Raw genomic sequence first — 12,934 nt, 5'->3', positions numbered from 1 at the left:
TGACCCCTTTTGTGTGGGGCCGGGCGCGGGGGCGGCGCACCTCTTTTTCTGAACAAAGGCGCGCAATGTCAGGACTACAGATCGAAAACCTCTCCATGCGGTTTGACCTTCCGAACGGCAGCCATGTACAGGCGTTGCAAGACGTGTCGCTCTCGCTTGCCGAGGGCGAGCTGATGTCGGTGCTTGGGCCATCGGGCTGCGGCAAGACCACGCTTTTGAACATCGTCGCCGGCTTCCTTGCGCCGACCGACGGCAAGATCACGTTGAACGGCCATGAGGTCACCGGACCCGACGCCGAACGCGGCATGGTGTTTCAGCAAGGCGCGCTGTTTGAATGGATGAGCGTGCGCGAAAACGTAAGCTTTGGGCCACGGATGAAGGGGCAGGGCGAAAAGACCTATGGTCAGGAAGTCGATCACCTGCTCGATGTCGTTGGCCTGCAGGATTTCAAGGAAAAGGCGATCTATGAACTGTCTGGCGGGATGCAACAGCGGGTGGCGCTGGCGCGCTGCCTTGCCAATGACCCCGACGTGATCCTGATGGACGAACCGCTGGGCGCGCTTGACGCGCTGACCCGCGAAAAGATGCAGTCTCTGGTGCTCAAGCTGTGGAAAGAGACCGGCAAGACCATCATCCTGATCACCCACTCGGTTGAAGAGGCGCTTTTGCTTGGCGAGCGGCTGATTGTGATGGCCCCGCGACCGGGGCGCATCCACCGCGAATACCGGCTGCCGTTTGCCGATCTGGGCGTCGGGCAGGACCTGCGCGAAGTCAAGAAACACCCGGAATTTGGCGAGCGGCGTGAGGAAATTCTTGGCATGATCTGGGACATGGAAGAAGAAATCATGGGCCGTTCGGAGGGTGCAGAATGATTATCTTTGCAATTTATATTGCGATCTTTGTCGGCTCTTTCTTTGTGGTGCGCCTGATCGTTGACCAGACGGCCAAAGGCTTTGACGCCCGTAAGACGGTGACATTTGGCGATGAAAGTTCGGTCAATTCCAACCGGTTCGCCAGCGTGATCTCGATCCTGACAATCTTCGTGTTGTGGGCGGCGTTCACCGGATCGACGCTGCTTCCGAAGTTCATGCACGCGCCGGGGCCGTTTGAGGGCGTCGCGACATTCGAGTACACCGCCGAGGCTGGCGACGGCACCACCGACGCCGCCACCATCACGGTGCTGGTGCATCCGGCCGCGCAGTCGCCCGACGATCCGGCCATCGAGCCGGGCAGCGGCTGGGCCAAGAACGACGCTTACACCATCGGCACCTGGCGCTCGGGCCTGATGCGGGTGGATCAAAACGATGAAAAGGGCCGCGATGCGGGCCATACGGTGATCGCCATCAACGGCAAACCCATTGCGCCCGGCGGCGAGGTGCAGACCGACTTTGGCCGGGTGGGCATGTCGCAGAAAGGCACGCTGAACTTTGAACCGGCCAAGGGCTGGCAGATGGAGCCGATCTGGCTGCCATCGCCCGAAGCGGTTGTGCAGCGGCTGGGCGACATCGCCAGCGACGGCTATCGCGGTAGCACGCTGTGGGAGCATTTGGGCTATTCCCTGTTCCGCGTGATCGTGGGCTTTGTCCTCGGGGCGCTTGTGGGCATCCCGCTGGGCTATGCGATGGGGCTTTCGGCGTGGTTTCGCGGCTGGTTCGATCCGATTGTGGAGTTCATGCGCCCCGTGCCGCCACTGGCGCTGATCCCGCTGGTGATCATCTGGGCGGGCATTGGCGAGGCGGGCAAGATCATCCTGCTGTTCCTCGCCGCGCTCTGGATCATGGCAATTGCCGCCCGGTCAGGTGTGTCTGGCGTGAACATCACCAAGGTCCACGCGGCCTATTCGCTCGGCGCGAGCAAATTCCAGATCATGCGGCATGTCATCGTGCCGAACTCCCTGCCCGAGATTTTCACCGGCGCGCGGGTGGCGATGGGGGTGTGCTGGGGCACGGTGGTTGCGGCCGAACTGGTCGCGGCTGAAAAAGGCGCGGGCATGATGATCATGGTGGCGTCAAAGTTTCAGCTCACCGATATCGTGATCATGGGGATCATCCTGATCGGCGTGATTGGCTTTGGCATCGATATGCTGATGCGAAAGGCTGAGCGGGTGATGGTGCCCTGGAAAGGCCGGTCCTGACGGCACGGACGGCGCAGTCTAGGGGCTCTGCCCCCGGCCTGCGGCCTCCCCCGAGGTATTTTTAAACAGAAGAAGCAGGGGGACGACGCCTGGTCTTCTTCTGTTCCTAAATACCTCGGGGGTCCGGGGGCAGCGCCCCCGGTTGGTCGACGCGCGTCAGGCGCGGCGAGGCTTTAGCCAAGTTCCTTGTAGCTGATTTCACGGGCATCTGCGCCCGGGCCGAATTTTTCACGTCTCACCAGAAGCCGGTTTAACGCCTGAATGTAAGCTTTGACCGAGGCAACGACAGTGTCGGTGTCGGCGGATTGGCCGGTGGCGATCATGCCGTCTTCTTCCAGCCGCACCGAGACAGTGGCCTGCGCGTCGGTGCCTTCGGTGACCGCATGGACTTGATACAACTGGAGCCGCGCGGTGTTGGGATGCACCTCGCGCACTGCCTTGAACGCCGCATCGACCGGGCCATCGCCAAAGCAGGTGGCGCTGTGTTCTGAACCGCCGATTTCCATTTCCAGCGTCGCTTCCGCCGGGCCGCCGGTGCCGCAGACCACCTTGAGGTTGACCAGCTGCAACTGGTCCGCCGCGCCTTCGGTGGTGGCCGAAACCAGCGCGAGGATGTCGTCGTCGAACACCTCTTTCTTGCGATCAGCCAATTCCTTGAACCGCACAAAGATGTCTTTGAGCTGGTTGTCCCCGACCTCGACCCCGAGCTCTTTGAGCTTGGCCCGAAGCGCCGCACGGCCCGAGTGTTTGCCCAAGGGGAGCGAGGTGCCAGAGAGGCCAACGTCTTCGGGGCGCATGATTTCGAAGGTTTCGGCGTTCTTGAGCATGCCGTCCTGGTGAATGCCGCTCTCGTGGGCGAAAGCGTTCTTGCCGACGATGGCCTTGTTGAACTGCACGTTGAAGCCCGACACCGTCGCCACCCGGCGCGAGATGTGCATGATCTTGCGGGTGTCGATGCCGGTTGAAAACGGCATGATGTCGTTGCGGACCTTCATCGCCATGACAACTTCTTCGAGCGCGGTGTTGCCGGCACGTTCGCCCAAGCCATTGATCGTGCACTCGATTTGACGCGCGCCTGCCTCGACTGCGGCCAGAGAATTGGCTGTCGCCATGCCAAGATCGTTGTGACAGTGGGTGGCAAAGATCACCTCATCCGCGCCCGGCACCGTTTCGATCAAACGCTTGATCAGGGCGGCGGATTCGCGCGGCGCAGTATAGCCGACGGTGTCGGGAATATTGATCGTGGTGGCCCCGGCTTTGATCGCGATTTCGATCACGCGGCACAGGTATTCCCACTCCGTCCGCGTTGCATCCATCGGCGACCATTGCACATTGTCGCAAAGATTGCGGGCGTGCGTGACCGTTTGTTCGATACGCTCGGCCATCTCATCCATCGAGAGATTGGGGATGGCGCGGTGCAGCGGCGAGGTGCCAATAAAGGTGTGGATACGGGGTTGGGCCGCCTGTTTCACCGCCTCAAAGCAGCGATCAATATCAGGCAGTTGCGCGCGCGCGAGGCCGCAGATCACCGAATTTTTCGACCGTTTGGCGATCTCGGACACCGCGGCGAAATCGCCCTCTGATGCGATGGGAAACCCCGCCTCAATAATGTCGACGCCCATATCGTCAAGCAGCTCGGCAATCTCGAGCTTTTCAGAGTGGGTCATGGTTGCGCCGGGGCTTTGCTCGCCGTCACGCAAGGTGGTGTCGAAGATCAACACACGATCTTTGTCAGTCTGGGTCATTTTGGCAATTCTCTTGAAAGTTTCTCCGGGTTCGGGCGCGAACAAGCCTCCTCTGAGCGGTCGCGCCGAAAGGCACGCTCAGAGGCGGGCTAGGAGAAGCAGGCCAAGCGACAGCGCTGCGCGGGGTGCGCAGTGCAGGGTCGGGGTATGGCCACGGGTCAACATGCGGCGACTATACGCGGCCCGCTCTGAATGAAAAGTGTCTTTTTGACGGGAAACGCCGGGGGTGTGCGCTAAATTGGGGGTCATGACCAAAGATGAACGGATAAAACGCGCGCTGATCATTGGCGCATCGGGCGGAATTGGCGGCGCAGTCAGCGCCAATTTGCGCGCGCAAGGGGTTGACGTCACAGGGCTTTCCCGGTCTGCCGATGGCTTTGACGTGACCGAAGAGACCAGCATTGTGCGCCACCTGTCGGCGCTTGAGCCGGGATATGATCTGATCCTTGTCGCCACTGGCGCGCTTGAGATCGAAGGCACCGCGCCGGAAAAGACGATCCGCGATCTTGAGCCGCAGGCGATGGCGGCGCAGTTCGCGTTGAACACGATTGGCCCGGCGATGGTGCTGAAACACGGTGCCCGGCTTTTGGCCAAGGATCGGCGGGCAGTGATGGCGGTGCTGTCGGCGCGCGTCGGCTCGATTGGCGACAATCGGTTGGGCGGCTGGTATTCCTATCGGGTGGCCAAGGCGGGGGTCAATCAGATGGTGCACAGCTTTGCGATTGAGCTGGGCCGCAGCCACAGCCGCGCGATCTGTGTGGCGCTGCATCCGGGTACTGTGGCAACGCGATTTACCCAGAATTATCAAGGACGTCACCCAACGGTGGCACCACAGGACGCAGCCGGAAACCTGTTGTCGGTGATCGAAGGATTGGCCGTTGAGGACAGCGGCGGGTTCTATGATTGGGCCGGCAGCGAGGTCGAATGGTGAGCCGTCTTGTGTTGGTTCTGGGGGATCAGCTTTCGCCAAATGTTGCGGCGCTCAGGTCGGCGGATAAGGCCAGTGATGTGGTTGTGATGGCCGAGGTGGCGGACGAGGCGACGTATGTGCCCCACCACCCCAAAAAGATCGCACTGGTGCTGGCGGCGATGCGCAAATTTGCCAAGGCGCTGCGCGCGGAGGGCTGGGATGTGCGCTATTCCGAGCTGGACGATTCCGAAAATTCCGGTTCGATTGTCGGTGAATTGCTGCGCCGTGCTGAAGAGACCGGGGCCAAAGAGGTGCTGGCGACCGAGCCGGGGGAATGGCGGCTGATCGAGGCCTTGCAGAGCGCGCCGCTGCCGGTAACGCTTTTGAATGACGACAGGTTTTTGGCGTCGCATCAGGAATTCGAGGCTTGGGCCGAGGGGCGCAAAAGCCTGCGGATGGAGTATTTTTACCGCGATATGCGGCGCAAGACCGGCTATCTGATGGAGGGCGACACGCCTGCGGGCGGGGAATGGAATTACGACAAGGACAACCGCAAAGCCGCGCCGGAGGCGGTGGATTTTGGCGGGCCGATGCAGTTCACCCCGGATGACACTGTCGAAGAGGTGCTCGCGCTCGTCGAGGCGCGCTTTGGGGCGCATTTCGGCGATCTGCACCCGTTTCATTTCGCAACCGACCGGGGGCAGGCGCGGCGGGCGCTCAGCCATTTCATCACGGGCGCACTGCCGAAATTTGGCGATTATCAGGATGCGATGATGCACAGCAACCGCTTCCTCTATCACGCTGTTTTGTCACCCTATATCAACATCGGCCTGTTGGACGTGCGCGAGGTTTGCGAGGCGGCTGTGGCGGCGTATGAGGCCGGGGATGCGCCGCTGAACGCGGTCGAGGGGTTTATCCGCCAGATCATCGGCTGGCGTGAATTTGTCCGGGGCATCTATTTCCTCGAAGGCCCGGACTATCCAAAGCAGAACAAATTGCGCCAACAGCGCAAGCTGCCGCCGCTGTACTGGGGGGCGGAGACGCGGATGAACTGTTTGGCGAAAGCCGTTGAACAGACAAAAGAAGACGCCTACGCCCACCATATCCAACGGCTGATGGTGACGGGCAATTTCGCGCTTTTGGCCGGGGTCGATCCGGCCGAGGTGCATGAGTGGTATCTCGCGGTGTATATCGACGCGTATGAGTGGGTCGAGGCCCCCAATACCGTCGGTATGAGCCAGTTTGCCGACGGTGGATTGTTTGCGTCCAAGCCGTATGTCTCAAGCGGTGCGTATATCAACCGGATGTCCGATTACTGCAAGAATTGCGCCTATAAGGTGGGGACAAAGCTGGGCGAGGGGGCCTGTCCGTTCAACCTTTTGTACTGGCATTTTCTGGATCGCAAGCGTGATCAGCTTGGGGATAACCCACGGATGGGCAATATGTACCGCACGTGGGACAGGATGGACGATGCCAAGCGCGCACAGATCGTGGATGAGGCAGAAGCGTTTTTGACGGACCTGTCGGATGGCAAGACGGTATGACGGGGGCCGGAGCTTAAGCCCGGCCGACAGTCGCAGCAAAAGCGGTTATTCGGTGGTTTCTGCGGGGGGCGTTTCGGCGTCGGGGTCGGCAGGCTCTTCGACCACCGGCTCATCCGCCTGTACCAGCGCACCGTTCTTCCACTCGCCTTGGGCCTCTTGCCCGGCGGCGTATTTCATCATGCCTTCGCCCTGACGTTTGCCAGCAACAAAGGTGCCCTCGTAAATATCGCCGTTGGCATAGGTCGCCACGCCTTGGCCTGAAATCTCGCCATTCTTCCATTCGCCGATGTATTTGAAACCGTCGGGCATGGAAATCTCGCCTTCGCCTTGGCGCTGCCCATCAGCGAACTGGCCGATATAGACCGTGCCGTCGGGGTAGGTGGCGGTGCCTTTGCCATGGCGACGGCCGCGATCCCATTCGCCCTCATACCGATAGCCATCGGCATAGGTCATCACGCCAAAGCCCTGATTGCGGGCGTTGGAAAACCCGCCTTCATAGACCAACCCGTTGGGATACGTGGCTTTTCCTTCGCCCTCAATCACCCCGTCAACCCAATCGCCCTCATAGGTCGAGCCGTCGGGATAGGTGATATTGCCAACCCCATGCGCCAGATCATCGCGGAATTCACCGACGTAAATCGACCCGTCGGGATAGGTCACGGTGCCCAGCCCCTGGATCTTGCCATCGGCCCAGTCGCCCTCATAGCGATAGCCGTCATCGCCGGTGAACACGCCCTTGCCGTTGCGCTGATCGTCGCGGAACGTGCCTTCATAGACGTCGCCATTCGCATAGGTCACGCGGCCCTGGCCCTCGCGGCGGCCCTCGATCAGCTCGCCCTCGTAGATGTCGCCATTGGGTTGCGACAGCTTGCCCATCCCGGAAATCTGACCCGAGCGCCAAAGGCCCTCATAGATCAGCCCGTCCGTCATCACCAATTTGCCCTGACCATCGCGCAATCCATCGGCCACGCGGCCCTCGTAAATCGAGCCGTCGGGATAGGTGATCGCGGCGTTGCCGTCTTTGACACCGTTCACCCAATCACCGTCATAAAGATAGCCGCCAGGGCTTGTCATGGTGCCGCGCCCGTGGTGCATCGCATTGCGAAACGCGCCCTCATAGCGCACGCCATTGGCATAGATCGCAACGCCCTGACCGGTGATCTGGCCGTCGTCCCAAGTGCCCTCATAGGTGCCGCCATCGGTAAAGGTGATTTTGCCCACGCCATGCGGTTTGCCCTTGGCAAATTCGCCTTCATAGATCGATCCGTTGGGGAACCGTGCGACGCCATCGCCTTTGATCTCACCCGCGACCCAATCGCCGCGGTATTCATAGCCGTTGGGCAACCGATAGCTGCCTTCGCCGTGCTGCAACCCGTCCTGGAAGGTGCCCTCATAGACACCGCCATCGTCATATTGCTTGGTCAGGACTTCGTCGTCCTGCGCGTGCCCGGCAGTTGCCGCCAAAAGCGCGAGTGCTACGCCTGCGATGCGAATGGATTGCTTCATGTGGCCCAACATTCCCCGGAAGATGCTTTGGTGCAAAGGTAAAGGAGCGGGCCAGCGCAGACAATGCCTTTTGATCACAGGCGCTTGTTCTGACGCTATTCGTCATCCCGGCGGCGGCGATTTGCCGGTGAGGCCGCGCGAACAGCTGCGGCAAAGGCGGGCGCGGCCCCGGGATTTCGCCGCATCTGGCCGCAATCCGTGCCATTGGGGGCGACATTGGCGGCCAAGGTCTTTTCTGTCGTTGCGTATCTGGTATGTGGGCAGGGACTTTTGAAAGGACCCGCGCGATGAAAGATCAGTTTCGCATCACGCTCGCTCAGTTGAACCCGACGGTGGGTGATATCGCCGGCAATGCCGCAATGGCTCGCAAGGCGTGGCAAGCGGCCAAGGATGCAGGCGCGGACCTTGTGGCCTTTCCCGAGATGTTCATCACCGGCTACAATGCGCAGGATCTGGTGCTGAAGCCCGCGTTTCACACCGCCGCAATCCAGGCGGTTGAGGCGCTGGCGATTGACTGCGCCGATGGTCCGGCGATTGCGATGGGCGCGCCTTGGGTCGAGGGGGCGGCGCTGTATAACGCCTATCTGATCTGCAAGGACGGCAAGATTGCCGCGACGCAGCTTAAGCATCACCTGCCGAATGAGACGGTGTTTGATGAGGTGCGGATCTTTGACAGCGGCCCAATGGGTGGCCCGTATTCCATTGATGGCGTGCGCATCGGCAGCCCGATCTGCGAAGACAGCTGGTACGAAGACGTGGCCGAAACCCATGCCGAGACTGGGGCCGAGTTCCTGCTCGTGCCCAATGGCTCGCCCTATTATCGCGGCAAATTCGATGTGCGCCTGACCCATATGGTCAGCCGCGTGGTCGAGACCGATCTGCCGTTGATCTATCTGAATTGCGTGGGCGGGCAGGATGATCAGGTGTTTGATGGCGGCACGTTCGGGCTTAATCCCCACGGTGAGATTGCGTTCAAACTGCCGGTGTTCACGGAAGAAGTGGCGCATGTTGATCTTGCGCGTGGGCCGGATGGCTGGCGCATTGTGCCCGGAAAGGTCGCGCTGCACCCCGATACGTGGGAGCAGGATTACAACTGTATGGTGCTGGCTTTGCGCGATTATATGCGCAAGACCGGGTTCAAACAGGTGCTTTTGGGCATGTCGGGCGGGATCGATAGCGCGCTGGTGGCAACGATTGCCGCCGATGCGCTGGGGCCGGAAAATGTGCGCTGTGTGATGCTGCCGTCCGAGTATACCTCGCAAGGCTCGCTCGACGATGCCAAGGACTGTGCGGAGCGGCTTGGCTGTCGCTATGATTTCGTGCCGATTGCCGAGGGGCGCGCCGCGATCACCAATACGCTGGCGCCGCTGTTTGCAGGCACCGAGCCGGGGCTGACCGAAGAGAATATCCAGTCGCGTCTGCGCGGATTGCTGTTGATGGCGATGTCGAACAAGTTTGGCGAGATGCTGCTGACCACCGGCAACAAATCCGAGGTCGCGGTGGGCTATGCCACGATTTATGGTGATATGTCAGGCGGTTACAATCCGATCAAAGACCTCTATAAAACGCGGGTGTTTGAACAATGCCGCTGGCGCAACGCCAATCACCGCGATTGGATGAGGGGGCCGGAGGGCGAGGTTATTCCGGTGTCGATCATCGACAAACCGCCCTCAGCCGAGCTGCGCGACGATCAGAAAGACAGCGATTCCCTGCCGGATTATCCCGAGCTTGACGCGATCCTGAACATCCTTGTCGATCTGGATGGATCGATCGAGGATTGCGTTGCGGCGGGTTTTGACCGGGCGACGGCCAAGAAGGTCGAGCATCTGCTTTATATCAGCGAATACAAACGCTTCCAGTCCGCGCCTGGCACACGATTAACCAAGCGGGCGTTCTGGCTTGACCGGCGTTATCCGATTGTGAACCGGTTTCGGGATCAGTCCTGACGCACAATCGTCTGGGCCAGTAACTTAGCAATCCGCCCGCCGCCTTTGGGTGTCGGGTGGATCAGATCGCGGGCATAAAGCGACATGTCGCTTGGGTCATACACCGCACCGGCATCGACAAAGGTCACCTTGCCGCGCCGCCGCGCCACGGCCTGCATCCGCTGTTCCAGCACCGCCAGTTCATCGCGGCAGGGCGCAAAGGGGCCGCCGCGGACTGAGGTCGGGAAGTAATCGAGCCAGATGATCCGGTTGCTGCGCTGCGCCAATGCATCGAGAAACGCCGGGATCTCGCCGCTGCGGCCATCCGGGGAAACCAACTGGTCGAGCACCGCATTGCAGCGGCCACAGCCACATTCCCGCATCAGGTCGTTGCCGCCCCCGTCAAGCACGATCACATCCCAGGTGCCGCCGGGAAACTGCTTGGTGATTTCGCGATTAAACAGCCCCTTAGAGCCGGAAAACACCGCCCCCGAGGCCGCCTCATTGCGCACCGAAATCCCCTTGTAGCGGTTCAACTGCTGCGGAATGGACCCGCCGCGCAGGGTGTTCCACGCCAGAATGGAATCGCCAAGCACCAGCACGCGTGTCTCGGCAATGGCGCTAAGGGGCAGGGTGGCAAACAGAAGAAATAGCAAAACCCGCATGGTGACAGACCTTTCCTGACCGGCAAGCGCGGCGCGCTCATTCCCACCAACGGTCAACTAAGGCGATGTCGTCATCGGACCAGCCGAAATGATGCGCAAACTCGTGCACAAGGACGTGACGGACCAGATCGCCAAGCGCCACATCGCCGCGCGCGCGCCATTCCTCAAGGATCGGTTCACGGAACAGCCAGACCATATCGGGCGCAAACGGCTGATCAAAGCTCGATTTCTGGGTCAGTGGAATGCCTTCGTAAAGGCCGGTCAGGTCGAGCGGATCGTCAATCTCCAACGCGCGCAGCATCTCGTCCGACGGCCAATCCACCACCTGAAGGATCACGGCGCGGGCGGCGGTGGCGAAGGCATCGGGCAGGCTGTCAATCGCCTCGGCGGCCAGGCGGGCAAAGCCCTCCGCCGAGGTGTCGTCTGCGTCGCTCAAAGCCGGGTCAGGATGGCGTCCTGCAGGAGCCGTTCCACCGTGGCCTTTTCGCACAGCCGCGTGCCCAGCGTCATACAGGCCGCGCCGGCCGCGACCACACCCACCTTGAGGCATTCCTCGACCGGTTCGCCGCGCGCCTGCGCCAAAGCGAATGCACCGACAAAGCTGTCACCCGCGCCAACCTTGCTCACCACTTCGATTTTCGGGCCAACCGCGTGCCAGCTGCCTTCGGCATTCGAAAGCACAGAGCCATCCGCGCCGCGCGCCACGATGACATTGCGCGCCACGCCACGCTCGACCAAGGTCAGGGCAAAGGCCGCACTGTCTTCGCGGGTGGGCAGGGGGCGACCGGCCAGCTCTTCGGCCTCGGGGCCATCCATGCGCAGGGCAAAGATGGTTTCATGCGGCTCGCGGGCAAGCTGGAACAGCGCCGGGCCAGAGGTATCGACAAGGATCTGCGCGCCGCGTCCTTTGATGTGGGCGGCGAGGATCGAGGGGAATTCCTTGGCCACGCCGGGGGGCTGCGAGCCGGACAGGATCACCAAAGTATTGTCCGCCGCCGCCTGATCAATCGAGCGCAGGCCGCGGTCAACATCATGCTCTTCCCAAGGGTCGCCGGGCAGGACAAAACGGTATTGCTGGTTGTCGGATTCATCAGTGACCGAAAAGCTGGTCCGGGTTTCGCCGGGGCCCTGAAAGGCCACCGTCGGTACGCCCTCCAGCGCCAGCAATTGCAACAGTTGCGCCCCGGTCGCGCCGCCAATAGCGATGAGCGCGGTGGCATGGCCGCCGAGCATCTGCACCGCGCGGGCCACATTGATGCCGCCGCCGCCGGGGTCAATGCTCGGATCAGAGCAGCGCAGTTTATGCTCGGGATAGACTTTGGGCGCGGAGGTGGCGAAATCGACCGCCGGGTTGAGCGTGATGGTCAGGATATTGGTTTGCATCATGGCTTCCGGGTTTGGCGCAGTTAGCGCTCACATTATCCGGGTCACACTGCGGGAAGCCAGCCCGGAATTGCCCCGCAGGTGCGAAAATACGGGAAAATCGGGCCTAAAACGTCGATGCGCCCGCCGCTGAGGGCGGGCGCGGGGCCGATCAGAGCATCAGTTGATAGCTCATCGCTTCGTATTGATAGCCGCTGTCGCGCTGGTTGACATAACCGATCGCGGGGAAGGGCATGTGATAGCCGATGAACGGCATTTTCTCGGCGGCCATCATGCCGAGCAGCTTTTTGCGCGTCTCGGCGGCGGCGGATTTGTCCATGTCGAACTTCACCTCCCAATCGGGGTGCGCCAGCGACCAGACATAGTGATTGGCGAAATCGGCGGCGATGATCAGGTTCTGACCGCCGCTTTCGAGACGATACACCATGTGACCGGGGGTGTGACCAAAGGCGGCCATCGCCTCGATCCCCGAGGTGACAGCGCCGCCATCCTTCAGCATCTCCATGTTCTCGGCGAGCGGACGCACCTTGGCCTCGAACCCGTCGTTTTCGGCGGCGGCCCAGTGATCGAACTCGGTGGCACCGGTGACATAGCGTGCATTGGCAAAGGTTGCGCCAGCGTCGCCAGCAAGCCCGCCGATATGGTCGCCGTGCATGTGGGTGATCACCACGGTGTCGACCTCATCCGGCGTATGGCCAGCGGCGGCGAGGGCAGCGGTGATGCCGGCGGGGTTCAGGCCGGTGTCAAACAGCACCAGCTCGGACCCGGTGTTGACCAGCGTCGGGGTGAAGAAAAACTGCGACATGTCGATCGGAATATGCGCGGCCTCGGAGGCTTCGGCAAACTCCTCGGCGCTGGCGTTGAGGCCAAAGATGGTCTGCGGATCGGGTACGGCGCGGGTGCCGGCCAAAAGGGTGGTGACTTCGAACTCGCCAAGCTTGACGCGGCGGTAATCGGTGGTGGAAATACCTTGTTGTGGCGCAGAGGCCCGCGCGGCTCCGGCTGCCAGACCAGCAAAGGGGGCAGCGGCGGCAGAGGCGAGCAAACTGCGCCGGGAAATGATATTGGACATGTGAGTCTCCATTAAAGGTAGGGTGCATGATATCCTTGGATTGTAACTTG

The 12,934-nt window shown here is 61.3% G+C and carries 11 protein-coding genes; 5 read left to right on the top strand and 6 right to left on the bottom strand.

Annotation, left to right across the window (positions count from 1 at the left end):
• Positions 1-65: 65 nt before the first annotated feature.
• Both ACW9UO_RS07010 and ACW9UO_RS07005 read left to right on the top strand, forming a co-directional pair.
• A complete protein-coding gene (locus ACW9UO_RS07010) occupies positions 66-872 on the top strand; it encodes a taurine ABC transporter ATP-binding protein (RefSeq protein WP_457088249.1) in 807 nt (268 codons plus the stop codon).
• A complete protein-coding gene (locus tag ACW9UO_RS07005) occupies positions 869-2,134 on the top strand; it encodes an ABC transporter permease (RefSeq protein ID WP_457088248.1) in 1,266 nt (421 codons plus the stop codon). Before ACW9UO_RS07010 ends, ACW9UO_RS07005 begins: the two co-directional genes overlap by 4 nt.
• Before the next feature lie 173 nt (positions 2,135-2,307).
• Here ACW9UO_RS07005 and ACW9UO_RS07000 read toward each other — a convergent pair whose 3' ends face one another.
• Positions 2,308-3,879, bottom strand: coding sequence for a 2-isopropylmalate synthase (locus ACW9UO_RS07000; RefSeq protein WP_457088247.1), 1,572 nt, complete (start codon positions 3,877-3,879; stop codon positions 2,308-2,310).
• A gap of 247 nt (positions 3,880-4,126) precedes the next feature.
• Here ACW9UO_RS07000 and ACW9UO_RS06995 point away from each other — a divergent pair, with 247 nt between their 5' ends.
• Positions 4,127-4,810, top strand: a complete 684-nt coding sequence (locus ACW9UO_RS06995) for an SDR family NAD(P)-dependent oxidoreductase (protein WP_457088246.1) — start codon at positions 4,127-4,129, stop codon at positions 4,808-4,810.
• The gene (locus tag ACW9UO_RS06990) at positions 4,804-6,333 is read left to right on the top strand and encodes a cryptochrome/photolyase family protein (protein WP_457088245.1); all 1,530 of its coding nucleotides are present in this window, start codon (positions 4,804-4,806) and stop codon (positions 6,331-6,333) included. The genes ACW9UO_RS06995 and ACW9UO_RS06990 overlap by 7 nt, the downstream gene beginning before the upstream one ends.
• Before the next feature lie 45 nt (positions 6,334-6,378).
• Here the strand turns inward: ACW9UO_RS06990 and ACW9UO_RS06985 are convergent, their stop codons facing one another.
• The gene (locus tag ACW9UO_RS06985; RefSeq protein ID WP_457088244.1) at positions 6,379-7,839 is read right to left on the bottom strand and encodes an MORN repeat-containing protein; all 1,461 of its coding nucleotides are present in this window, start codon (positions 7,837-7,839) and stop codon (positions 6,379-6,381) included.
• A gap of 287 nt (positions 7,840-8,126) precedes the next feature.
• On the opposite strand from ACW9UO_RS06985, the gene ACW9UO_RS06980 reads away from it, so the two are divergent.
• The gene (locus ACW9UO_RS06980) at positions 8,127-9,785 is read left to right on the top strand and encodes an NAD+ synthase (RefSeq protein WP_457088243.1); all 1,659 of its coding nucleotides are present in this window, start codon (positions 8,127-8,129) and stop codon (positions 9,783-9,785) included.
• Here the strand turns inward: ACW9UO_RS06980 and ACW9UO_RS06975 are convergent.
• The 4 genes from ACW9UO_RS06975 to ACW9UO_RS06960 all read right to left on the bottom strand — a co-directional run bounded on the left by ACW9UO_RS06975 (position 9,776) and on the right by ACW9UO_RS06960 (position 12,884).
• Positions 9,776-10,429, bottom strand: coding sequence for an SGNH/GDSL hydrolase family protein (locus ACW9UO_RS06975; RefSeq protein WP_457088242.1), 654 nt, complete (start codon positions 10,427-10,429; stop codon positions 9,776-9,778). The two genes, ACW9UO_RS06980 and ACW9UO_RS06975, sit on opposite strands and share 10 nt — an antisense overlap.
• A 37-nt stretch (positions 10,430-10,466) precedes the next feature.
• Complete coding sequence (locus ACW9UO_RS06970) at positions 10,467-10,865, bottom strand: metallopeptidase family protein (protein ID WP_457088241.1); 399 nt, start codon at positions 10,863-10,865, stop codon at positions 10,467-10,469.
• Entirely contained in the window at positions 10,862-11,815 is a 954-nt protein-coding gene (locus ACW9UO_RS06965; RefSeq protein WP_457088240.1) for a 1-phosphofructokinase family hexose kinase, read from the bottom strand. Before ACW9UO_RS06965 ends, ACW9UO_RS06970 begins: the two co-directional genes overlap by 4 nt.
• A gap of 148 nt (positions 11,816-11,963) precedes the next feature.
• On the bottom strand, positions 11,964-12,884 hold the full coding sequence (locus ACW9UO_RS06960; protein ID WP_457088239.1) for an MBL fold metallo-hydrolase: 921 nt from the start codon (positions 12,882-12,884) through the stop codon (positions 11,964-11,966).
• Positions 12,885-12,934 lie beyond the last annotated feature (50 nt).

Source organism: Marinovum sedimenti, from assembly GCF_054052205.1.
The sequence above is the reverse complement of the archived record's forward strand: the minus strand, read 5'-3'. Positions and strand labels throughout refer to the sequence as shown.